Annotated in this window: 17 protein-coding genes; 7 read left to right on the top strand and 10 right to left on the bottom strand. The window is 45.4% G+C overall.

Going from position 1 to position 23,037, the window contains the following annotated elements:
- Nucleotides 1-523 precede the first annotated feature (523 nt).
- Nucleotides 524-1,498 carry an AraC family transcriptional regulator gene (locus tag L5M71_RS03095; protein WP_263206371.1) on the top strand — a complete coding sequence of 325 codons (975 nt, stop codon included), beginning with the start codon at nucleotides 524-526 and terminating at the stop codon, nucleotides 1,496-1,498.
- Between the two features lie 10 nt (nucleotides 1,499-1,508).
- Here L5M71_RS03095 and L5M71_RS03090 read toward each other — a convergent pair whose 3' ends face one another.
- Both L5M71_RS03090 and L5M71_RS03085 read right to left on the bottom strand, forming a co-directional pair.
- On the bottom strand, nucleotides 1,509-3,059 hold the full coding sequence (locus L5M71_RS03090; protein WP_263206369.1) for a tryptophan halogenase family protein: 1,551 nt from the start codon (nucleotides 3,057-3,059) through the stop codon (nucleotides 1,509-1,511).
- 67 nt (nucleotides 3,060-3,126) lie between these two features.
- Entirely contained in the window at nucleotides 3,127-5,763 is a 2,637-nt protein-coding gene (locus tag L5M71_RS03085) for a TonB-dependent receptor (RefSeq protein WP_263206366.1), read from the bottom strand.
- A 341-nt stretch (nucleotides 5,764-6,104) separates the two neighbouring features.
- On the opposite strand from L5M71_RS03085, the gene L5M71_RS03080 reads away from it, so the two are divergent.
- The 3 genes from L5M71_RS03080 to L5M71_RS03070 all read left to right on the top strand — a co-directional run bounded on the left by L5M71_RS03080 (nucleotide 6,105) and on the right by L5M71_RS03070 (nucleotide 8,768).
- Nucleotides 6,105-7,244: a polysaccharide deacetylase family protein gene (locus tag L5M71_RS03080; RefSeq protein ID WP_263206364.1), complete on the top strand. Its 1,140-nt coding sequence runs from the start codon at nucleotides 6,105-6,107 to the stop codon at nucleotides 7,242-7,244.
- A 213-nt stretch (nucleotides 7,245-7,457) separates the two neighbouring features.
- Nucleotides 7,458-8,234 carry a hypothetical protein gene (locus L5M71_RS03075; RefSeq protein ID WP_131525328.1) on the top strand — a complete coding sequence of 259 codons (777 nt, stop codon included), beginning with the start codon at nucleotides 7,458-7,460 and terminating at the stop codon, nucleotides 8,232-8,234.
- 129 nt (nucleotides 8,235-8,363) lie between these two features.
- Nucleotides 8,364-8,768: a DUF3224 domain-containing protein gene (locus L5M71_RS03070; protein WP_131525327.1), complete on the top strand. Its 405-nt coding sequence runs from the start codon at nucleotides 8,364-8,366 to the stop codon at nucleotides 8,766-8,768.
- Between the two features lie 285 nt (nucleotides 8,769-9,053).
- Here the strand turns inward: L5M71_RS03070 and L5M71_RS03065 are convergent, their stop codons facing one another.
- Together L5M71_RS03065 and L5M71_RS03060 are read right to left on the bottom strand one after the other, a co-directional pair.
- The gene (locus tag L5M71_RS03065) at nucleotides 9,054-9,608 is read right to left on the bottom strand and encodes a BON domain-containing protein (protein WP_105249747.1); all 555 of its coding nucleotides are present in this window, start codon (nucleotides 9,606-9,608) and stop codon (nucleotides 9,054-9,056) included.
- A gap of 274 nt (nucleotides 9,609-9,882) precedes the next feature.
- Nucleotides 9,883-10,338: a glutamyl-tRNA reductase gene (locus L5M71_RS03060; RefSeq protein WP_219250161.1), complete on the bottom strand. Its 456-nt coding sequence runs from the start codon at nucleotides 10,336-10,338 to the stop codon at nucleotides 9,883-9,885.
- Nucleotides 10,339-10,584: 246 nt separating this feature from the next.
- Between L5M71_RS03060 and L5M71_RS03055 the strand changes: the two genes are divergently transcribed.
- The 3 genes from L5M71_RS03055 (at nucleotide 10,585) to L5M71_RS03045 (ending at nucleotide 14,013) form a co-directional block, all read left to right on the top strand.
- On the top strand, nucleotides 10,585-11,955 hold the full coding sequence (locus tag L5M71_RS03055; RefSeq protein ID WP_263206361.1) for a sigma-54 interaction domain-containing protein: 1,371 nt from the start codon (nucleotides 10,585-10,587) through the stop codon (nucleotides 11,953-11,955).
- Between the two features lie 109 nt (nucleotides 11,956-12,064).
- A complete protein-coding gene (locus L5M71_RS03050; RefSeq protein ID WP_263206358.1) occupies nucleotides 12,065-13,141 on the top strand; it encodes a major royal jelly family protein in 1,077 nt (358 codons plus the stop codon).
- A 191-nt stretch (nucleotides 13,142-13,332) separates the two neighbouring features.
- Nucleotides 13,333-14,013, top strand: a complete 681-nt coding sequence (locus tag L5M71_RS03045; protein ID WP_258547663.1) for a hypothetical protein — start codon at nucleotides 13,333-13,335, stop codon at nucleotides 14,011-14,013.
- 50 nt (nucleotides 14,014-14,063) lie between these two features.
- On the opposite strand, the gene L5M71_RS03040 is transcribed toward L5M71_RS03045, so the two are convergent.
- The 6 genes from L5M71_RS03040 to pfaD all read right to left on the bottom strand — a co-directional run bounded on the left by L5M71_RS03040 (nucleotide 14,064) and on the right by pfaD (nucleotide 23,020).
- Nucleotides 14,064-15,743 (bottom strand): diacylglycerol kinase family protein, encoded by a 1,680-nt coding sequence (locus L5M71_RS03040; protein ID WP_263206355.1) that lies wholly within the window; start codon nucleotides 15,741-15,743, stop codon nucleotides 14,064-14,066.
- A 144-nt stretch (nucleotides 15,744-15,887) separates the two neighbouring features.
- Nucleotides 15,888-16,082 carry a hypothetical protein gene (locus tag L5M71_RS03035; RefSeq protein WP_028760637.1) on the bottom strand — a complete coding sequence of 65 codons (195 nt, stop codon included), beginning with the start codon at nucleotides 16,080-16,082 and terminating at the stop codon, nucleotides 15,888-15,890.
- Nucleotides 16,083-16,105: 23 nt separating this feature from the next.
- Nucleotides 16,106-16,282, bottom strand: coding sequence for a DUF1328 family protein (locus L5M71_RS03030; protein WP_028760636.1), 177 nt, complete (start codon nucleotides 16,280-16,282; stop codon nucleotides 16,106-16,108).
- A 528-nt stretch (nucleotides 16,283-16,810) separates the two neighbouring features.
- On the bottom strand, nucleotides 16,811-19,579 hold the full coding sequence (locus L5M71_RS03025; protein WP_263206353.1) for a leucine-rich repeat domain-containing protein: 2,769 nt from the start codon (nucleotides 19,577-19,579) through the stop codon (nucleotides 16,811-16,813).
- Nucleotides 19,580-19,583: 4 nt separating this feature from the next.
- Entirely contained in the window at nucleotides 19,584-20,975 is a 1,392-nt protein-coding gene (locus L5M71_RS03020) for a KAP family NTPase (protein WP_263206351.1), read from the bottom strand.
- 398 nt (nucleotides 20,976-21,373) lie between these two features.
- Entirely contained in the window at nucleotides 21,374-23,020 is a 1,647-nt protein-coding gene (gene pfaD, locus L5M71_RS03015) for an eicosapentaenoate synthase subunit PfaD (protein WP_263206348.1), read from the bottom strand.
- Between the last annotated feature and the right edge of the window lie 17 nt (nucleotides 23,021-23,037).

Genomic DNA, 23,037 nt, shown 5'->3' with positions numbered 1-23,037 from the left:
ATTAAGTGAAATTCATTGTGGACTGACGCTCGCTATGGCGGTGATACGGATGGTGCCTCTGTCGATACTATTCTCACATAGTCAAATCGTGTTCGCGCTGATTTAGCTGATTTACATCAGGTGCAGTTAATACGGACTGTAGATACTTGTAAATACTGGCGATAGATAATGGTGATAGATACGAGTTGCAGTTAGCTGCTGCGGATAGGCATAGGTAAAACCGTGTTTTAGTATCTGCTGATAAAGTGTTTACTTGTAAAATAGTTACCTTTAATTAACATTGGATAGAATAGTATTGGAGTGGCGGAGTTTGGTATCACTTCAGGGCTGACTTGCTATAGACAATAGTGCGCGAGGCACAGCGATTTCGCCGAGCTGATAGGTTAAGGCTGGCATTAAAAATAAGGTCTAAGTAATTGAATAATTTAACGGGATGCAATAACGGCTAGCTTGAGTGAATGGCGTTGATGTGCAAGGGCTGATTGAAGCTAAGATAAAGGAATGAGTAACTGGAGTTTAATGGATGAAACCTCTGTGTGAAAAAGTGATCCCCGATGAAAACAGCTCTTGGCGTTACTTTCGCTATGAATGGGACCACATGGATCTCAACTGGCATTATCACCCCGAGTACGAGATCTGCTTAACCCTCAACAGTTATGGCATGCGTTATGTGGGCGACCATATTGCCCGCTATGGCGATTATGATTTAGTGATCATAGGCCCAGACATGCCCCACGGCTGGCAATCCGAGGCTAACCTTGATGTTTTAACTGACGAGGTTTCAAAGAACGATTGTTTGAAAGGCGGTACTTTAACTGCGGTTGGTTTGAAAGAGCCCGTTTTGATGGGCTCCGCTTCGAAAAATCGAGTGAAGGAAGTCGTCTATGTGGCACAAATCCCCGCAGCCTGGTTACATCAAATTGTGAATGAGCAGCGCGAGTTAGCATCCTTGCATTCTCTTTTGACCCATGCAAAACGGGGCGTGTTATTTAGTGAGGAAACGGCGCGCAAAGCCCATAGTGTGTTTATCGCGATGGAGACGGCCAATCCCTTTAAACGCTATATTTTGTTATTGGAATTATTAGCGTTATTACAACAGGATAGTCAGCAAGAGCTCTTGTCCAGCACCTTGTTCACCCACGGCAGTAAACTCGACTTTACCGTGAAAAAGCTCGATAAAGTGATCGAGCATATTTATGACAATTACACTCAGGCCTTGTCGGCACAGGATTTGGCAAAGTTGGCGCACATGAGCACCAATCACTTTCATCGCTTCTTTAAAAAACGCACCGAGAAAACCTTAACAGAGTTTATCAATCAACTCAGGATCGCTAAGGCGTGCAAGTTATTACTCTCGAACCAGAGCCCGATTTCAACCATCAGCGATCAGTGTGGCTTCAATAACTTATCTAATTTTAATCGGCGTTTTATTCAATTTAAAGGCGTCACGCCGAGTCGTTTTCGTCAGCGCTTTAGCAGTAAACAAAGGGCGATTTAACCCTTTACTATCACGAATACTTAGGCTGAAAATACTGCTCCACTAAGGTCTGGCAGTAGCTTATCGCCTGCGCCGTGATCTCCGTTGAAATCGGCTCAAATGGGCGCTTCAGTTTGGGGTCGCGGTAATCCATTCCCGCTAACAGTGCATACCAAGAGGGGCGAAAGTAGGCGAGTTGCTGGTCGTATTGGTAAAGCAGCAGATCAAAGTCTTCCCCTTGATACCAAGCTTGCAACAGTTGCGTCAACCTTTGGGAAATGGCGACTTTTTTCGCTGCGACCCAATAGGCTTCGCTGCGCTGGCTGGTGACATAATGGGCCTGAATATAATCCTTTATGCCGAGCACTAACTGCATGACAGCCTGATTGAGTGTTTGCCGACTTAAGGTCTCTGCCTGCTTATTCAATTGATAGCGCTCGAATAACGACATAAATCTTTCAAGGGTGAATTGGGTCATCATGATGGATGTGGCTTCGAGGGGTTCGATAAAACTTTGCGCAAGTCCTATCGCCAGTACATTGTTGTGCCAAGCCTTGTCACTGACACCGACCCGCATTTTGAGAAACCGCACTTGGGTCGATTCAGGCAGATTAACACTGTGCAATAATTCTTTGGCCGCTGCATTGGCACTGAGGTAGCGACTGCTATACACATAGCCATTGCCAAGCCTGTTGGTGAGGGGGATTTGCCATAACCAGCCCGCACTGAGCGCCGTGGCGCGGGTATGGTACTTGGCTCGCTGTGCTTGGGTTTGCAATGCATGGTTTTGTAGATCATGGGTTTGCTGTGTTTGAGTGGAGTCCATTAATGCTGGTACAGGAACAGTGACGGCGCTGTCGTTGAGCAGTTCATTGGCGAAGGATTGAAAGGGTACGCCTAGGGTTTTATGAATTAACTTAGCGCTAAAACCGCTGGCATCGATTAAAAAGTCGGCGTTAAGTCGTTCGCCATTCGCCAGCATTAAGGCGTCTATATGTTGGTTTTGGGTTGTTGAAACTTCAATGACATCGCCGATGAGGTGTTTTACGCCGCGTTGGCAAGCGTATTCTTTTAAGTAGTTGGCCAGTTCAGTGGCATCGAAGTGATAGCCATATTCGTTAGCGTAGGGCAACGCTTTATTCGGCCTTGGGCTGAGATTGCGTTTCGCCAGTACGCCGCTGGAGAAAAACGCATCGGGTTTTACTGCACTGCCATGACCGCGGCGTCTTGCATTGGCGTTGATAAAGAAAACTTCAGCGGGTTTCACATCCATTTGACAATAGAAGGGGTGAAAGTATTGCTGCCCGTCCCCATTCCAGTTGATGAAATCGATGCCAGTTTTATAGCTGGCGTGGCATGGCTCCATCCAATCTTTTTCGCTAATGCCTAAGTTGTCCATAAAGCGTTTCAAGTGTGGCGTTGAACCTTCACCAACGCCTATGGTGCCTATGTTGTCCGATTCCACTAAACAGAGCTCAATGGCGGCAAATACGGGGTTATTCGCGAGGGCTGCCGCTGCCATCCAACCTGCGGTTCCACCCCCTAAGATAATGATTTTTCTGATTGCTTGCTTCACTTTCATGGTTTATCCCCGCTGCATTATCAACGCAAAAAGCCGACCCTAAGGTCGGCTATGGTGTGATTCAAAATTAAAATTTGTAACTGGCACCGACGAAATAACGTGAACCAAATTCGATGGTATTTTGCGTCAATCCATATTTAACATCATAGGATTGCACCACTTCATTGGTTAAGTTAACCCCTTCGAGTGAGATATCTAAGTTCTCCATTGCATGCCAAATAATCGAGGCATCCACTTGTTGATAGCTGTCGTTTAACACGTTTTGAATATTACCTACGCCTAAGTATTCTGAACGCCAGTTATAGGCGATACGGGCGCTGAACAGATCATCTTCGTAGAAGAGTGAACCGTTGAAGGAGTTTTCTGATACGCCTTCAATCATCTGCTCGGTGCCATCTGGGCGAGTGCTCTTACTGTCAACATAGGTGTAGTTGGTTAAGAAGCCAAAACCGCTTTCAAAGTTATGTTGTAGCTGGATTTCAAGCCCAGTCACTGAGCCGCTGCCGCCGTTGGCAGGAGCTGTGACACGGCATTTATCCCACTCGGATTCTGACGCGCCGCAACCTTCAATATACTGAGTCGACTCAGTGACAAACACTACGTTATCAATATCTTTGTAGAACAAGGCCGCCGACAGCATAGAAGATTCAGTGAAGTACCATTCGATGCCAAGGTCGGCTTGGTTCGCCTTATAGGGTTTCAAATTCGGATTACCGCCGGTCGCAGTACCAAAGTTTTTCGCTATGGCTAAGCCAGGTTTAAGATCGCTGTAGTTGTTACGCGCCATCACAGCAGAGGCCGAGGCACGTAGGATTAAATCTTCTTGCAGATCGAAGGCGACGTTGATGCTCGGTAACCAATTATCGTAATTAACGGATTCATTGTAGGGTTTGCCATCGGCAAAACCGGTTGAGGTTTGGTCTGTGTTAACGTAACGCAAACCAAAGTTACCACGATAGAATTCGCCGCTGAAATCCGCTTGGGCGTACAGGGCCAACATATCCTCTTCGACAGTGAAGGTGTTACCGAGATCGGCGACTTCCACTAACTCGCCATTGGCGTATTTCTCACTGATAAAGGCCCACCATTTGTCTTCATCTAACTTGGCATAGGAGTCGAGTACATTGCCGCCACTCTGGGAATGCAGGCCAGATAGCACGCCATCGCTCCAGTTGGCAAGATTGCCATTAGGCACGAAACCTAGGATTTCTGCGGGGTTACGGTTGAAGGCATTACGCTCGAAATCACTGGTGTTGTACTTAATCCCGACCGCAATTTTATTAATAAAATCATGATCGAGTTGGTATTCGAAGTCAGACTGTGCGTAGGTGACTTTATGATCTTGCACTGTGGTTTCGTAGTTGGCTTCCTGCGCATGCTTGAACTGGCTAGCATCGTTGGCATCTAGGCTCGTCAGCACCACTTGGTAGGGACCCGTGGCGTCGTAACTAAAGCCGCCATCGACACTGCCTTGACCATTAGGGAAGGCGGGATCGCCAATTTTACCGCCTTGGTCCGTCGCAGGGATCCACCAAGAAGATGAACCACCTTGGGTGCCGCCATCTGAGGTCGATTGGCCAATGACGCCGCTAAGGGTGAAACTGTCCCCGACGTATTTTCCGGTTAAGTTGAGTACGTCAGACTTCATATTAACCGCGTGGCGTACCACAGGGTTATAAATAATCGACGCATACGCTGGCAGAATCGTTGTCGATGCCGTGCCGCCTTGGGCGTTATTTACTACGTTGGTGGAGCCCGAACCGCGGGCGCCAACGGTTAAGAAGTTATGGTTTACGTGGGGGATATCGAGTTCAAAATTAAAGTAATCTAAAGTGAACTCTGTTTTTTCAGTCGGTGCAAATTGCAGTGTAACTTGGGCACTGGTCCGTTCACGTTCGGCCCTAAACGCCTGTGAGCCAATCCCCCACGCCCCGACAGTTGATTCTTGGTTTTGTGCAGGATCAGCGGAAAAGTACTCATAGTAACCGCTGAGCGATTCTAATACATGCCGACCACTGGTGAGTTTTTCTACTGAGTAAGCGCCTAAAATACCAAATTTTTCATCATCATTTTTCCAGCTTCCAACGAAAGATCCACTCGGATCTGTTTCATCGTACAGGCTGCTTTGGCTCAACTCACCCGCCACTTGATAAGTGTGAGCATCGAGATCTAAGGGCTTACGGGTTTTGAGATCGACAGTGCCGCCCAGCGCACCTTCTTCAAGGCTAGCGGTTGGCGTTTTGTGGACTTCAACCGCACTGACTTGCTCGGCTGACAATAATTCCATGTTGAAGGTACGAGTGGCAGGACCAAGATCATACCAAGAGGTGCTGGCAACGGTTTGACCGTTCAGCAAAATACGACTCTGTTCTGGCGCTGTACCGCGAATGGTGACCCCACTCACTTCACCGTATTGCCTATCGACCGTTACCCCAGAAATGCGCTGCAGCGCATCACCAATGTTTTTATCGGGAAACTTACCGATATCTTCCGAGGTGATGGCATCGACCGTGGAGTCGGCGAAGCGTTTGGTATTCATTGAGGCTTCAATCGAGCGACGTATGCCGCGTACTTGGATTACCTCAATATTTTCTGCAGTTGCCTCTTGTTGCTCCGCCGCGACTGCGGTTGAGCTCATCCCGAACAAGGCGTTAGCGATACATAATGCGAGCAAAGAGCTCTTAAATAGTTGACCTTCTGACATGTTATTGCATCCCTGTAGTGCTTTTATGTTGTTTTTTTCTCCAGTTAACTTACCTGTTATCGAATTGTTGATGCGGTACTTTTCACACTAGGATTGGTATTTTTCTATTGTCTTTGAAGCCTTGGGTAAAGGATGGTTAACTGGGTGCAAAGGCAGAATTTATCGACTTAGCGTAGAAAAGTATGGCTTGTTGCTAGGATGGTATAACTAATGCTGGTGGGATTACTCACTATAGATAAGCTAAACGGATGAGTGAACTCGCTGTCTACAGGTTATGAATTAACCAGTGCGTAAAGAGAACTAACTTATTCATCTTTAAACATTATTTATAGGATGAAATCATGAAACTGAAATCGATAGCCGTTGCAGTTGGGCTTTGTGTTGCGAGCTTGAGTACTGGCTTAAGTGCGGCCTACGCCAGCGATAAAACCATTTACCTTACCTTTGATGATGGTCCAATTGACGCGACCTTAGGGCTGTTAGATGCGTTAAAGGATGCCAATATTAAGGCAACGTTCTTTATTAATGCGTTTCATATGTATGGCGAAGGGGATGAAAACGAGGCATTAGCGGCTGTCGCCCTACAACGTTTGCTAGACGATGGTCATATTCTGGCAAACCACAGTTACGATCATATGCTGCATAACTGCACTGATGGCGTGCAATCTGGGGCGGCATATTGTAATCAAGTTGGACTCTGGCCTGTAAAATCCTATCAAGATGCGGCCACCGATTTCACCTATTTCGTGACGAACACGGCCAAAGTGGTTGAACTTATTCCTAATGCCGCCAGTTATCCCAATAACAAGATGACTAAGTTGGCACGTTTGCCTTACACCAATGGTTGGCGAGTGACCAGTAAACTCAAAGGCGACGGCTTGTGTGCGACATCCGATACTGTGCCGCCTTGGGATCCTGCTTTTGCTTGTACCGCAGAAACCTCGACCAACAGTTCGCAAGTTGCGGTGCAAATTCAAAACATGCTCGCCGAGAGTGACTATAAAATATTTGGCTGGGATCTAGACTGGGGACCAGAGGATTGGGGGGTTGCCTTTCCCGCTGAATCTATGGCCGATGGGGTTGAGCTGGTGGATAAAATCAATCAAGTGATCAATACCTGTGCGGGCACCACAATGAACCCTCTCAACAGTCGCACGCAGAACTTAGACTGTAGCGATGGTTTGCACGACGGTAAAGTGGTGATCTTGACCCATGACTTCTTATTTGAGAATGCGCACCGTGGTCAAGGTGCGACCATCAATTTGCCTAAAATTAAACGCTTCGTGGAAGAAGCGCAGCGCCAAGGATACCGTTTCGATACGCTAGATAACTATGCTCCTGCTTGGCAGGATCAGCATGATTATCAGCAGCCTGATTTTGTCTCGTATCAAGATAAAATCTATTCCTTAGTGCAAGCCCATTTCTCCCAAAGTAATTGGCAACCGAGTCAAACCCCAGCCTTGTGGAAAAACGAAAAGTAGTGATGTATTGGGCTGAGTATTTACTCAGCCCATCATATTGGTCGAGTAAAAGGCATGTTGCTGAACTTAGCCTGACAAAATTCAAAATAGCGGCATTTTTTACACTTTACCCACTTCGCTTTAACTCAGTATCTGTAATACTGCTCCGACATTGATTTGAAGTTTATCGGTGTTAGAAAAGTAGCGCATAACGAGCGCGATTGGGGAGAGAAGATGAGTACGTTTGTAAAATTAACCATAGCGGCAACCTTAGTGGTATTAGCCTTACTTGCTGCGGGTATTTACCGTTTCAACATGACCAATGATGATATTTATATGGTGATGGAAGATGGACAGGTGATGCAATACGATGAGGCCATGGCGCATGAAAAAACTCAGGCTCAGGCGAATGAGATCGAAACTGTGACACCTTTTGAGGTAAAGCCTGTGGCGAATGCATCGGAAGTGATGCTTAAACTCTTTAGCTTAAATACCGCCAATCCTGTTGAAATAACGCTGCCTGAGGGCGGCAAGTCCGTTGCACTGACACATTTTATTAAGATCAAGCAAACAGAGTTTGCTATGGGCGACTACCAAGATGGTGAGATAAAAGGTCGAGCATTACTCGATTACTTGCGCATTACACCGTTAAATTTCGATCCCGCTCTAGAGCCGGACACCCAAAGTGACGCACCGATTCAAGATGATCCTAAAATGCAAACTATGCCCTTTGTGGCGCCCTTTATTGTGACGACTCAAGGTTCAGGCGTATTTTGGTATCTTGGATTGTTTAATCTGGATTTTAAACACAATAGCTTGAAACACTTAGGCAGTGTCATGCTTGGCGATCGAATCGAAGTTGATAGTATTGAACCTGTTTATCCTTTTGAAGCCCCATTCAAAATTGCTGTGACTTATCGCGATAGAGCGTCTGACCAACCTATGTCTGAAAGCCCTGAAATAGTCAAAACCATAGAGATGATAGTGAGTGAGACCAGCATACATAAGTAGCGTGTAAATGCCATTATGGATCTGCGCAGGCTTATGCTAAGTTGTTTTTCGGTCAGTGGGTGATGTTTGCTTCAATAGCAAGCGTTAGCAGGTAATAGGTCAGCATAAGATTTCGACAAGGAGAGTGTCATGCAAGTTAGCAAAATCACTGGGAAATTTGATGTTAAGCTCACTCCTGATAGCCCCTATGCTACTGGTATTGGTGGTGTAACGTTAGGACGTATGGGCTTAGATAAAACCTTTTATGGTGAGCTTGAGGGGCGCAGCAAAGGGGAAATGCTCAGTGCTATGACGTCAGTCAAGGGCTCAGCTGGCTATGTGGCCATTGAACAAGTGGTTGGCAACTTGTGCGGTAAGCAGGGCAGTTTTGTGTTACAACATTTTGGCATTATGACCGATGGACAAAATCGTCTGATCTTAGAAGTGGTACCCCATTCTGGGGCGGGGGAGTTGCAGGGGTTAACTGGCACTATGACCATCAATATTGAGAATGGCCAACATTTTTATGCATTCCAGTTTGGCTTTGAAGCTTAGTTTGACTTTGAAGCTTAGTTTGACTTTGAAGCTTGAGTAATGCCTGCGTTTTAGCTCAGTGTTCTGTAACTCTTCTCCTTTATGATCATTCGAGTCATCTGAATTCACCCTTCTTAATTTAAGCGAGTAAGTCTTTTCGATTGGGTCTGAAAATGGGCATAAAAAAACCAGCTGAGGCTGGTTTTTTTGATTCTTTTTTCATAAAGCACTATCGAACCTTGAGTCTAGATCTGTGTGCTGTTACTTAAAATACGTTTAATTTAAAAAATGCCGTTGTCGCGAGAGTTAAGACACTTTTTTAACAACTTTAATTTTATCAACGACCTTTTTCACATCGTCGGTATTTTCGGCAATTTTCAGTGCTAGTTGACGTTCTGCATCGCTGGCAACTTCACCTTTCAATGTGACTATGCCATTGGCAACATCCACATTAATTTGGGTGCCGGATACGTCAGTTGAAAACAGTAAACGCGTTTTGATGACTGTGGCAACTTTAGAGTCAGTTAAGGTGGCAACAACTTCACTGGTGCCTTCTTTTTCATTCATCACAGTGAGTTGGTTATCTACATCTTTCACCCCATCTAAGCTCTTGATGAGCTCTGTGGCGAGGGCTTTATCCACACTGCTTTCCACTTTACCTGTTAACGTCACTTTACCATCTTTGACATCTGTAATGATGTCGAAGGAATTGAGATTCGTGTTGAGCAGTAAAGTGGTTTCTGCTTTACCATCGATCCACGCATCCTTGGTTCCGCCTTTCCAATCTTGGGCGGCAGCCACATTTAAACTGATTGAACCGACAAGTAAAGCCACTAGTACTGATGCTGTTGTAGTTTTCATAATCATATCCTCCGTTGTTTTCTCGAAGCTAGATAATGCGCCAATCGTGCCAATGTTTTTAAGGTAATGATTTTTAATGTTTTAATTGTTTTATCTGGCGTTTTTATACCTTAGCACTTTCCTTTTGGTCGGTCTTTTTTACCGACAAAATGTAATTTTTTCTGGCATGCTGAGCCATCATTCGAGCATAAAAAACCGCACTCATCAGTGCGGTATTATGTCTGTAGTAAAAGTGGGGGAGTCGGTTAAATATGGCTCACTTAGCGACAGAGAATTAATGGTGATTGAGCGATCCCGTACCGTCGTAACTCATTTGCAGCCAAGCGGCACCCTCTGCAAGTTGGTTTGCAAGTTGTGGCTGATGCGCTTGCCTTACTGCTTGTTTTATTTGGATTAGCACTTGCTGCTCTATGTCGACAAGGGCGGTCATAGCCTGCGAAATTTGGCACTGTTGCAGCAATTCTGTTGCTTGAGCATAAGTGACGTGCACGGTGTGACTTAGGCCATTAATTGGCTCGTCAGCCAAACGTCTCAGCTGTTCAAACCGAGTTAACATTCGTTGGTGGATGTTAGCTTTGGCGGAAAAAACACGTTTAAGATTATAGTCTTCGACATACCTCCTCGCTTGGTTGTAAAATGTGAGTCCTTCTTGATTCAGCTTGATGATTTCATCGATCAACATGATATCGGCGCGGATATCAGTCTGATGTTGCACAACATTAGACTTCATTATGGGCCTCCTAATGCCAGTGTTCGACATAGATTGTTTAACTGCTTGGGTAAACTGATTTTGTTTCGTTCAGCTACCATGCATATTCTGTTCTCGTTTTTAATGATATTTTAACAGGCTGATTTTTAGACTGATATTCTCCGTTCATCGAGATATCATCTTAGAACATCGGCAACTATTACCGTTGCTGTTGTTAAAATTTCATGGCTGACATACAGTAGTTTTTCATACAGGGAGTAGATACGCATGGCTCGACTGACACTTTTTTATCACTTGCAGGATGTTAGCGCCGAGCAAGCAATCATCGAACTTGCTGGCGCTGCTGACTTTAATAAGCTACGCAGTGTCGATGACTTACCTTGGATAGAGCAGCTAGGGGCAAATCACGTCGATGTTGCCATTATTGAGTTATCCAGTCTTAGTCGTGAAGATTACCTTGTGCTGCTGGATAATGCGGCCATGTCAAATATTGAGTTTATTTTTCTCTCCGACGGTCAGCCAAACCCTAATCTTGATCAGTTAATGTCTCATTTTGCTGGTTACCACTTTCGCAAACCTTACGATATGCCGCTAATCAGCGAAATTTTTGCTGATTTTGCACAGTATTTAGCATCATCGCCTAATCGACTGCATCCTTTTGCTAGCGAGCTAGACCAATACGGTTTGCTTGTTGGTTCATCAGCTCCTATGCACAAGCTATATCGCACAATTCGTCGCGTCTCTGCGACAGGCAGTAATGTGCTGATTATTGGGGAAAGTGGGGTAGGGAAAGAACTGGTTGCTAATACCATACATCTTGCCAGCCCTAGGGTGAACGAGCCTTTTATTGCGATTAACTGTGGTGCATTAAGCCCAGAATTGGTCGACAGTGAGCTGTTTGGTCATGTCAAAGGTGCATTTACGGGGGCGAATCGCGATCACAAAGGCGTATTTGAACAGGCTGAAGGCGGGACCTTGTTTCTCGATGAAGTCACCGAAATGCCGATTGATCATCAAGTGAAGTTACTCAGAGTGTTGGAAAATAGCGAGTATCGTCCTGTGGGTGGCGACAAAGTGCAACGTGCAAACGTACGTATTGTGGCAGCGACTAACCGTGATCCCAGAGTGGCGATAGAGGCAGGGCTATTTCGAGAAGATTTGTACTTTCGTTTGGCTCAGTTTCCCATTCGCGTTCCGCCCTTACGGGAACGTGGCGAGGATATTATTGGGCTTGCGCAGCATTTTCTTGCCTATCGTAACGTGGCCGAAAAGCAGAATAAGAGCTTAGCTGAAGACTGTATTCAGATGATTGCTAAGTACCCTTGGTCTGGTAATGTGCGCGAATTAAAACATGCTATTGAGCGAGCCTATATTCTGGCCGATCAGGATATTTTACCCAGCCATTTACAGCTACCTCAGACGAATGAAGTGGGTTTATGTGGTGGTGAACAAGTTGTTATCCCCCAAGGCATGCGCTTAGATGATTTAGAGAGAATCGCTATTTATCAAGCACTAGAAACCACTCAGGGTAATAAAACGGATACCGCCGAACAATTGGGGATCAGCGTTAAAACCCTCTACAACAAGCTTAGCAAGTACGAGCAGCAAGTCGAGACCGGTGAAACGACTGCTGAATAAACATTAATTATCAAATTAATATTGAAACAGAGCTAAACTTTATACTCTTTTTTTTGTAAATAATAACTCCTATTCTACAGCCCTTAAACAGAAAAAGCGGAGATAGAATATGAAACACTTATTAACAACAGCATTATGGCTTTCTTTGACAGCCAGTAGTTTTGTAAACGCCACCCCAGCAGTAGGAAGTCTTGAAACAGTCGCTGAATTGCCAATACGACCTGGCAATGTCAGCGTCACTGCACAAGGTCGGATTTTTGCCACAGTACATCCATTTGATACACCATCAGGTTTGCAATTGATTGAAGTTAATCGTGAGACCAACGCTTATAAAGCTTGGCCTTCAATGGATTTGCAAAAAACATCGACAGCCAATACTGCTCAATTTGATACCTTATTAGGTATTGCTCAGGACAAGGCTGGACACCTCTGGACCGCAGATATGGGGTTAGAATTAGGCCAAACAAGGATTTGGGGATTCAACATTAAGGACGGCAGTCTATATAAACAAATCGTCCTACCACAAGCTCTCGCGCCTAAAGGCAGCTTTATGCAGGATTTGGTTGTCGACTCTCAAAAAGGCTGGATTTATTTAGCTGATATCGCCAACCCTAGCCTCTTAGCGGTGCGTATCGACGATGGTCATACAATACGTTTTTCAGGTCATAGCTCGCTGCAGGCCGAAACGGATGCAGTAATGAACATAGATAACAAAACAACATTGTTTAATGGCAAAGTCGCCAGTGTAGCGGTCAATCCAATCAGTTTATCTGCCGACGGAAGTACACTCTATTATGGTGCAATGAATGGCACTCACTGGTATCAGTTATCGACTGCAGCTTTACAAACAGGCAATAATGATAAAATTATCGCCACGGTAAAATTAGTCGGAGCCAAGCCTGTATCAGATGGCGCAGCAACGTCCAAACAAGGTAATCATTACTTTACCAATTTGAACCACAATGCCATTTCCATGCTAGATAACAAAGGCACACTAACAACAGCGGTCAGTTCTCCACTACTGGATTTTCCAGATAGTGTGCAATTTGGTGAAACAGGCTGGTTATATATTTCAGTGAATCAATTGCATAAAGCAAAAGCCTTTAATGGAAAAGCCGAAACAGCCAAACCGCCTTATCGTATCATGCGACTCTGGACCGGTGAGGATACTGCTGCGGGTCAATAACACCTTAGCTGCAACTGCAAAGTTGCAGCTTATATTTGCAGTATGAGTTATATCGCAACTGGTATTTACGTTGATGTGAGTTTTTGGTTTAACTCGAAAGCGTCTAGAAATGAGTTAGGTGTTGATTATGCAAACTATCAATGCCTCTTATTGTTACTGGCACAGGTCAATATTGAATGGAGAGATAATTTTTGGAACAAGGAACAAGTTCAGTGAAACTCAATCAACCTTCTAAAAATGCATTTTATATTCAAACTCTGAGTACTCAGTACCGACCTCTATTATGGCTGTTTGCTGCTGGGTTATTACTGCTTGGTTTACTCTGCGCCAGAGCAACCTATTTACAACCCGATCCGATACTACAGCTCGTTCTCGGCTGGGTAACACTGTTTCTATTGTTACCCGTGTTACCGACTGCGTTTGTTCAGCAACAGTGTTGGTTAGACGCTGAGCAACAGCAATTGTGGCTCGGTAAAGGTTTATTCAATGGGAGGTATATGGGATTGTGGCGGTGGCGTTCCTATGCCTTTTCGGATATTCACTCCGTGCAACTCTATCTGCTGCAAACAACCCATTGGCACCAGTTCGAGCGTAATCGCCAAGCAGAAGATATCGTTGAGCATTATCTCGCCTATCTACAATTGCAGCAGCCTAAGGGCGCGCAACTAAAATTGGCTAACAGCACTGATAGAAAGGAATTACAACAAGTTCTACAGCAATGTGCGCAGGCGATAGATTGTAAATTTCAGGATTTTAGTAACACCACTCAAAAATCACTTCCCAAAGGTAGTGAATTTAATTTCATGCGGGTACTGGTTCTGCTGGTTATATTTATTTTGTTGAATATTTTATATTTTTTGTTCGTTCTATAAATGCTCAGTCATCCAGCCTAAAAAGTTAGGCTGGATGTCCTCCACAACGATCACTCATCTTGCCCAGTGGTTTCCTGATAAGGAACAAACACTTTAAGAGATGCTGGCTGGACTTCAATAGTGAGATCCGCTGGCTCAAATACTTCACCATCAATCACATATTTACACTTAGGCTGGCTGCTGATAGTGACCTTTTTAGCATGGGCATGATGGACTTTACTTGCACTCGCTTGTTGATCTCGCACACTCTTATTGCCTTCTTTTACCCATCCCGCAATCGCTAATTCAGCGAGGCTAAGCAACTGCTCTTTGGGTTCATCGCCAGCATCCAGCCAAGTAATGTCGAGCAAACCGTCGGTCATGTTTGGTTCGCCATCGCCCTGCGCCAACACGCTGGTAAACGGTGCGGCATTGGCAACGATTATGCTATGGGTCGTCAATGTTGTGGGTTTTGCATCATCTAAGCTGAGCTGGATGGTTAAAGTGATATCGGCATTCACTGCGCGCCATAAGCCATCGAGGTAGGCAAACTGGCCGAGAGCATTTTTACGCTCACGGTTTGCGGATTCAATCATTTGTTGCTCAAACCCTATGCCTACAAGCAACAACACTAACGCCTCATTACAACGCGCGGTATCAATGGCTTGGCAATGCCCTTGAATAATATTATCCAGCGCCTGAGAGATAGGAATAAGCTTACTGCCTAAACCAAAGAGGGCATGACTGAGGGCATTAGTTGTGCCAAGAGGAATGATGCCTAAGACGATATCCGTATCGACGATTTGAGAGGCCACTTCAGTCACAGTACCATCGCCACCACAGGCGATAATGATATCAGCGCCTGCATTACGGGCTTGCTCGGCGAAGACATTTGCGGTTTCGTCTGCTGTTGTGAGTTTTAAAGTCAGGTCAAAATAGGCTTTGAGTTCATCTTGGATTTGCTCGCGGTATTCTTGCCATTTCCCGCCACCAGAAACTGGGTTGGCGATAATCCACGCCACTTTGTGGATGTTAATTTTCCCTTGACTAAGCATGCGATCGAGCGCGCGTAATTGCCATTTGTTTAAGCCAGCGGTTTTGCGGATTTGCTTTATCTGTTGCAGTACTTCGGCGAAGTACTGTTGTTTATCTTTACAAACCAAATAAGCGGCGAGTACCAGCACTGAGCGGCCACGACCCATAGCACAGTGAATGAGTACCTGTTTATTGGCGCGCACTTGGCGGTGCAGCCAGTTAACAGCTTGATTGAGTTGGGCGCTGGTCGGTACGCTATGGTCGAGGATGGGAATATTTAAATACTCGATATGATCTTCAAATTGCGACCAATCTAAGCCATCAAATTCAGCGGTGACATCCAGAATGGCAGTGATCTTATTGGCTTTAATCTTTTCCAGATCTGCGGAAAAGAGTCTACAGCCGAGATACAGATGTTCATCAATCCTTTGCATGGGCGGTACTGAATCGTATTTTCTGGCCCAGTGGTTATAGAGTCGACAGCCTAATAAAAAGGGAATAAAACCCCAACGAATATACCAAGGAATAGTGCCATCTTGGCGTTTTCTAAAAATACTGGCGAGATTAAACCAATAGGCGGAACCGACTAAAAACAGTGACAGACTTGTCCATGCACAAATGAAAGTGAGCAGGGGAGAAGTGTCTGTTACTGCAAAATAGGCTAACAATACTGCACCTGCAGTGTACAAATATTTGATGTGGATCTTCGTTAGCATGCAAGTCCTCCAATGCCATTGTTCTTGGTTAAAATCGTTGCACTTGAATGGATAGATGTCGAGATGAGAGATGCAGAAATGAGCGAGTCTAAACCAAAAGGGTGGCAGTAGACGAGTCTATTGCCACCCTAAAGTGAGGTTTGTTTAGCACTTAGTATCTTTAGCTTTAACACCTTCTTTGACTTCTTCACAGGCATCTTCGATGGCGTTACCTGTATCAGTCATTACTTCATCGATTTTTTCGCCCGCGTCTTCGGCTTTGTTATCACTACAGGCCGTTAAACCTAGGGCGAGTAATAATGCGAATGCTGCACTTGTCATCAGGGTAAATGGTTTCATATCTATCTCCTTTTCTAAAAAAATTATAGTCGCGGTGATTTACCCTTAAGGGCATTGATCAGCAGAGAAATCACTAATAACACAATAAATATGAAGAAAATGATTTTCGCTATTCCCGCCGCTGCGCCAGCAATCCCAGCAAATCCTAACAACCCGGCAATCACGGCAACAACTAGAAATACTAATGTCCAACCTAGCATAATAACCTCCTGCCCTTGTATTAATCCTTCTCATGACCGTTTGTGTCACTTGTAAGGTAACGGCTAATGGCTCTTACTTGATTGCGATCTTAATGCCAACTTTAAAAATTTTAAGTAGTTAATTGATTTTAAATATAATTTAAATCATTTTATTTAAAATGGTGTGAGTGAATTAAAAGAGGGGTAGGCAATTTTTACCTAAGCTTCGGTAAGAGTTTCAGCCTAATGCGTTGAATCAAAGACTGTGAGCTGATGTCGTTCATAAGTAAAGACAAATAAAAGCCGACACTGTTAATTCGTGAATCAATTCATTAATTAATCAGTGTCGGCTTGTTCTCTATGGGCTTTTTAACGCCAAGCAATTACTGTGGTTAAAAACGCGCGGCGCTCAATGATTGCTGTCATCAAAACCTCCCTGTTTTGATGAGCCATCATGCGAGTGTGCTGAATGCGAGCGAGTGCAGCCGTGCACATCGGATGGAGTCATTACCTGCCAATATGTTGAAATTAATCAGCAAGCTATCTCCGTCAATCAAGATGTACTTTGATGTACTTTGGTAAGTTTTTTAGGCTTGCCGCATCAAGCTGGTCACATCCGCTAGCATCTACCTCTACTAAGCTTGGCAGTTTTGCCAGAGGCGTGAGATCGGTCACTTGAGTGTGAGATATATTAAGTTCTCTTAGCCCAGTCAATTTTTTCAATGGGGTTAGGTCTAAAACAGCAGTGATGGCAATATTTAATATATCTAATTTAGGCATGTTAGCCAACGGGGTTAAGTCCGAGACCTGAGTTCTATTTAGAGAGAGTACTGTTAGCTGAGTTAATTTTCTAAGCGGCGTCAAGTCTGCAATATCAGTCTTGTTGCATACAAGAAAGGTAATATTAGTCAAGTTAGCTATGGGGGATAAATCTGTCACTTTAGTGCCATGGAGCATTAGAGACTTTAGTTGTTGCAGTCCCGCCAATGGCGTTAGCGTGGAGACTTGGGTGTTGAGCATATATAAATATGTTAGTTTTGTTAGCCCTGCTAGCGGCGATAAATCAGTTACTGCAGTGTTTGAGAGAGAAAGGAATTCGAGTTCGGTAAGCTGGGCTAACGGAGCTAAGTTTGAGACTTGAGTGTTATCGAATATAAGTACTTCCAGCTGTTTGCAATCTTTCAATGGCAGCAAGGTGTTCACTTGGGTATGGTGTATATTTAATTCTCTTAAATTGGACCAAAGTTTGAGCGGCCGTAGATCGGCCGATTGTACGCCACCTAAATTAAGACTCACTGCATTCTCTTGGCCATAATCTTTGAAAGCAGCCGCTATCGCTTTGCGGCTCAAACTCTCTTCGTTGTCATAATCGCGGCAAAGCTCGGGCCACAGGCTATAGATGGATGCCGAACCTTTATTACCTTGGCGGAAATTATAACGCCACAGCTCAGTGACTTGCTGTTGACGGTAGTTGGGGGAGAGCTTAACCGCAGGGTTGAGGATGATTTTGCTCAGCAGATGCAGTGCATGATCCACCTTATCTCCGAACACGTCATTTCTGTCGGAGAATTTTTCAGCAAGCTGCTCAACAGTACCAAACAGCTTGTCGATAAATTGGCTGTGTTGCTGACGGCTATTGCCGTTTTGGGAATAGTCTTCAAATACCAGTTGCCAGCATTCGAACCAGCTTTGGCTATTGCAACTTAAGGTCAGGGAGTCGACCAATTTCTGATTACCACTCAACTGTGACCATTGCCCACTAATAAAGTGGGCGGCAAAGTATTCTTGAAAAGACAAGTGACTGAAGGCAAATACTGCCTCGTGCCCTTGCTCGGCATCCTGTCCCCTGTCGATCAAAAAGCCAGTACGGCGCTTGATATAATCGATTAAGTTTTTGGCGGTTTTTTGGCATTTGTCTTTATCTTCATAGACTTCTTCTAGCTCTTTAGCGAAGAATCTTGTCAGTTCACTCTCTGTAAGGCTGGTGACGCGGCTAATATCATTATCAAAATAGAGGTTTTCAATTTGAACATTGTTGTCGCCAGTGTTACCTAATAATTCACTCAGCTTGCCTAACTGCATCGCATAGGCCAGTTTCGCCAGCCAGTTGCGTATGTCGGTATAGTCGAAATCTTCGCTGTCGATAAAGTTATTTTTTATGCCTCTGGCCCTGTCCATGCTAACCAAATAGGTCTCGATGATTTTCTGGTAGAGTTCTGCCCGACCATTGGGCAGGCGACCACGGCGTTGTTGAATAAAGCAGATCATATTCAGCAGTACAGGAGTGCGCGATAAGTTATTGAGCGCATCGTTACCGTCAAAAGCGGCCTGTAGATCGTCGATAAACTGCGCTTGTGCATCGCTAGTGTTTACATAGATTTTGCACCATTTTTGGCTAAACTGCAGTCGCTGCTCATTATTGAGTGGCTGGATATAATAGAGCCCAAAGTCATGTAGTTGGGATGCATCAGTCTTACGCTTAAGTCTGTTTGGATTGGCTAGCTTAGCGTTAAGTCCATCTTTAACCTGAATATCAAATTCATCCGCCTCATTCAATGCGTGTAAATCTAGTGGCTGATTTTTGTCCATATTGGCAAAGGGCCAAAGCAAGGATGCATCGAAACCGACTACGCGCGCCGTCATAATGCATCGGCATGATGGATATTGGCTAAACAGAGTTGCTAGAGTTTGCCCCAGATTCAGCATTTCCTGTTTGCCGATTTCATCCAATCCGTCGACCAACAGTAAGACCTGACCATTGGCCATGGCCTCAGTGAGCTTATCTAGATCCAACAGTTCACCAAGGGAGCCTAAATAGCCCCTTATATTGGTGAAAAATTGCTCCGTATTATTGGGCACAGTGAGAAAGGCACGAAAATCCCTCACCCTTAAAAGAATTGGCAGTAAGGGCCCCATGGCCTGTTGCACATAGTTACTTCTATGGTGGGCTAGGCTTATTGCCAGCCAATGCAAAAAAGTCGTTTTGCCTATCCCTGGGTCGCCTAATATAAATTGCCGTGGTTTTGCAGCTAACAGCTTGGCTAGGCTGATGTTGTCTTTGGCCTGCAGCGTTTGCTGCGCAGTATCGAAGTTTTCGGCGCTGGTGGCACTTGTGCCAAAGCTTGGCAGCACGAAGAGATCGTCGATAAAGGCACTGTCTTGATCTATATCGGCATCATCATCCAATAAAGCTAGGCCTTGATTATTCAGGCAACCATAATAGTCTGCTAATTGGCGGCAATAACGGTCAAATCCTTCACGGTAAAGGTCAATAAATTTGCTTTTATCCGAGGGCTCAAATTCAGGGAAATACTTCATACTGTTAGACCTCTGCGCCTGCGGGAGTGGGGGCGTTATAGGATTGGATGAGGTTATGCAGGTAATCTCCCCAAGCAGGCAAGTTACCATTTGCCTCTATTTCTGTTAGCAAACTGGCGAAGCGAAATTCAGTGATTTTATTAGGATGGACGAATGCGCCGCGCGCCTCGGTATTCGAACTTGTGAGATATTTAAAGGCGGGTATTTTAGACTGAACTCGTGATGAACAAAATTCAGCTACATCATTAATTGACTTAGCGCTGACGCTGAGCATCTCGTAAATCTCTCTGTAACTCACATAAGCACTGGCGAGAAACAGCAGGGATTGAGCATGGTATTGAGTTTGCGCTTCGCCGTTGGTTTTGCTGATAAAGGCAGCCAAACGATTACAGATCATTTTCAGGCGCCGCGGATTGGCTGGCAGGTAGTTTTGTCGTTCGAGCTCAGCTTTAATTGCCGCAATAATGTCGCTGTATTTGTCGTGTTCATGTGTAAATATTTTGTTTAAATTGTTCGCTACAAAGTCGGCAATATTCTGTTGACTGGCAATGGGCAACCTGTGGGCGTCTTGACACAGTTTCTCTAGATACTCTGTTGCATCGTGATTCGATACGTCTTCTATATTGCCCGTATTTCGTAGTTGAGCGTGTTCGAGCTTAAAGCTGGCTTCCAACTGTGCAGGGTCGATAGCAATAATGAAAATACAGTTTTCTAAGTTGAGATGAACCTTAATTCCCTCCAACAGTTTTTTGGCTGTTGCCGCATCGCAGCGATCAAGATCATCGATAAAAATAATACATTTTCTATCTGTGTTAGGTATATCAGCCAAGTCTGTCAGTAAGTGATCTATTGCGGTGCTGAGGGCATTGTTTATCTGATCGGTTGAGAGTTGGCTCAGCAGATTATCTTTCTCGTATTTATCACCGATAGATTGGATCTTATCTAGGCCAGAAACCATTCCTGCACTGAGAGTCTTGATCACGCCGTCAAACACGCTAAGACCTGCGACCATACTGACGCTTGCAATTTTTCCAGCTTTATCGAAAAAGTCTCTTTTTTGGCTGAAGGACTGACGCATAGTATGCATAAGGGCGATGATGGGCTGGGGCTCATTTTGATAGCGCCACGCTTCGAACCATACACCTTGGTAATGCGGGTTAACGCCGTTGGGGTTATTAACCGCTTCCCCCTTTATCGAAGGTGGATTCACACCGAATAACTGTGCGTATAACTGCGCTAAAACGCTGGTCTTGCCGCTGCCCCAATAACCTGTGATAGCGATGGTTTTAGGTGCCTGACTTTGACGTATCTCTTCAGCAATACCTTCAACAAAAGTAGTGTAAAGGCCGAAGTCGTCGGTTAAGACTGGCAAGTCGTTTAAGCTTTGATGAGCCATGCGGTATCCATATCCTAGCAGTACATACAATTCGATTAACGAATCGGTATCTTACGGTGTTTTCCCTTTAGATTCTATTGGCTTGTTAGTCAGGCTTGACCGTATGCGGATGGTCACAGTTAATGCCGTAAGTTGCAGGCGAGCATTGTCGCGGCAGTGGACATCGGAAAAAGGGATTTTTCCGTTGAGCCCCCAAGGATGGGTTTACGGCGTGCCACTGAAGTGGCAGTGCCGAGCGGAAACAGAACTCCAATCGGCTTTCGGTGTTATTTATTTCGATTGATTGAAAGCAACCATGCCGAGCGGAACTGAACCCGTAATAGAATCAAAAATTGAGCCCAAAAAAAGAGCAGGTTAAGTTTTCCTCAACCCGCTCGATAGGCTTTGCTCAAATGGAGCTAGCAGCGTTGTAGTGGCTTCCAGCGTTGCAGGCTAACTGGAATGCTCGCGCCTTGGGATAACAGCAAGTTAATGCGTGCTTGATAGGCAGCGCCCACCATTAAATGTTTGGCTAAATCCACCGCATTACGGGCTTTATAGTCATCTAAATAACTGCCTTTTGCCCAAGCGTTAAATGCACCCAGTGCTGGGCCTGCCCAAATTTGGTAATCCATTTCGCGGCCGACTTCGCCTGTGTTCGACCAGCGGCTCGATAGACCCAAATACCAGCGGAAAATCAGTGCCATCTTACGTTTGGGGTTATCCAGTGCGCGCTCGATTTGCTTAGGATCGCGCTCGTTAAAGTGGGCGACAGTGCCAGCCCAAATATCATCGAGTGATGAGCGGAACACTTGCTCTTCGAGTTTTTTACGCTCGTCCGCAGGGATGGCATCAATCGAATCGTAACGGGTGTAGATTTCATAAAGCTTATTGGCGCGCATTGGGAACAAAGTACCGCGCTTAACCACTTGTAATTTCACGCCCATTTCGAACATATCGGCTGCAGGCGCCATAGTCACATCGGCCATTTCTGTGGTGGCGAGTAACTTACGAGTGTGTTCACTCGCGCCCGCTTCGACGCAAGCTTGGTTGATTGAACCTGTGACGATAAACGCCGCGCCCATGTTGAAGGTGGCTAATGCTGCATCGGGTGTACCGACGCCGCCGCCTGCGCCCACACGGATGGGCGTTTTATATTGATACTTAGCTTGGATTTCATCTTTGAGCGCCAAAATCGTCGGTAAAAGCGTGACGAGTGGGCGATTGTCGGTATGGCCGCCTGAATCGGCTTCGGCCGTGATGTCATCCGCCATGGGCACGAGTTGCGCCATCGCCATTTGGTCTTGGCTGATAAGGCCGTCACTCACTAGTTGCTGGAGGATTTTAGCTGGCGCAGGCTCCATAAACTTAGTCGCGACTTCGGTACGGCTGATTTTGGCGATGACTTTGTTGCCAATGACTATCTCGCCATGTTCGTCGCGGCTCAAACCCGCCGCGCGGTAATAGACGATTTGCGGCGTTAAACCTAAAAATGCCGAGGCTTCGACCGTGCGCACTTTATGTTTTAAGAACAGCTCAACACTGCCGCGCTCTAATGCGGGCTCACTTGGGCTGTGAATTAAGTTAAAAGCATAAGGACCATTAGGCAGCGCCGCCTGAATGCGAGTAATGGCCGCTTCAACGCGGGATGGAATTAACCCCGCCGCGCCAAATGAGCACAAAATGCCCGCTTGGCCAAGGGCGATAACCAGTTCTTCCGAGGCAATACCGTTTGCCATAGCGCCGGCGTAGTAAGCGTATTTAACCCCGTGTACGCGGCGAAAATTACTATCGCCTAAACTTTGGGTGCCAAGGGCAGGGGCAAAGGCGCTGACAGGGTGCGAGCCCAATGGCGCTTGGCTGTCACTTGTGGTCACTTCAGCCGTTTGCGCTATGCCTAAGCCTTTTTCACTGTGATTGACTAAGTAGCAGGCTTGACTTAAATCTTTGAGTTTTTTGCCTAATGAGTCGATATCAAAGCTCAGCGCGGCATCGTTGACTTGCCACGGCCAAGGGCTGAGTTTTTCGTTATTGCTATTGAATTGATCTAGAGTATGGCTAGTCATCTTGGGTCTCGTTTTTA

The sequence above is a fragment of the Shewanella sp. SW1 genome (genome assembly GCF_025653545.1).
In the GTDB taxonomy this organism is placed as follows: Bacteria; Pseudomonadota; Gammaproteobacteria; order Enterobacterales; family Shewanellaceae; genus Shewanella; species Shewanella oncorhynchi.
This window is presented reverse-complemented; position numbering and strand designations above follow the sequence as displayed.

Bases quoted from the DNA above. Each gene is read 5' to 3' on its own strand.
- L5M71_RS03095 (WP_263206371.1), top strand. From the start codon at position 524: ATGAAACCTCTGTGTGAAAAAGTGATCCCCGATGAAAACAGCTCTTGG.
- L5M71_RS03090 (WP_263206369.1), bottom strand. From the start codon at position 3,059: ATGAAAGTGAAGCAAGCAATCAGAAAAATCATTATCTTAGGGGGTGGA.
- L5M71_RS03085 (WP_263206366.1), bottom strand. From the start codon at position 5,763: ATGTCAGAAGGTCAACTATTTAAGAGCTCTTTGCTCGCATTATGTATC.
- L5M71_RS03080 (WP_263206364.1), top strand. From the start codon at position 6,105: ATGAAACTGAAATCGATAGCCGTTGCAGTTGGGCTTTGTGTTGCGAGC.
- L5M71_RS03075 (WP_131525328.1), top strand. From the start codon at position 7,458: ATGAGTACGTTTGTAAAATTAACCATAGCGGCAACCTTAGTGGTATTA.
- L5M71_RS03070 (WP_131525327.1), top strand. From the start codon at position 8,364: ATGCAAGTTAGCAAAATCACTGGGAAATTTGATGTTAAGCTCACTCCT.
- L5M71_RS03065 (WP_105249747.1), bottom strand. From the start codon at position 9,608: ATGAAAACTACAACAGCATCAGTACTAGTGGCTTTACTTGTCGGTTCA.
- L5M71_RS03060 (WP_219250161.1), bottom strand. From the start codon at position 10,338: ATGAAGTCTAATGTTGTGCAACATCAGACTGATATCCGCGCCGATATC.
- L5M71_RS03055 (WP_263206361.1), top strand. From the start codon at position 10,585: ATGGCTCGACTGACACTTTTTTATCACTTGCAGGATGTTAGCGCCGAG.
- L5M71_RS03050 (WP_263206358.1), top strand. From the start codon at position 12,065: ATGAAACACTTATTAACAACAGCATTATGGCTTTCTTTGACAGCCAGT.
- L5M71_RS03040 (WP_263206355.1), bottom strand. From the start codon at position 15,743: ATGCTAACGAAGATCCACATCAAATATTTGTACACTGCAGGTGCAGTA.
- L5M71_RS03035 (WP_028760637.1), bottom strand. From the start codon at position 16,082: ATGAAACCATTTACCCTGATGACAAGTGCAGCATTCGCATTATTACTC.
- L5M71_RS03030 (WP_028760636.1), bottom strand. From the start codon at position 16,282: ATGCTAGGTTGGACATTAGTATTTCTAGTTGTTGCCGTGATTGCCGGG.
- L5M71_RS03025 (WP_263206353.1), bottom strand. From the start codon at position 19,579: ATGAAGTATTTCCCTGAATTTGAGCCCTCGGATAAAAGCAAATTTATT.
- L5M71_RS03020 (WP_263206351.1), bottom strand. From the start codon at position 20,975: ATGGCTCATCAAAGCTTAAACGACTTGCCAGTCTTAACCGACGACTTC.
- pfaD (WP_263206348.1), bottom strand. From the start codon at position 23,020: ATGACTAGCCATACTCTAGATCAATTCAATAGCAATAACGAAAAACTC.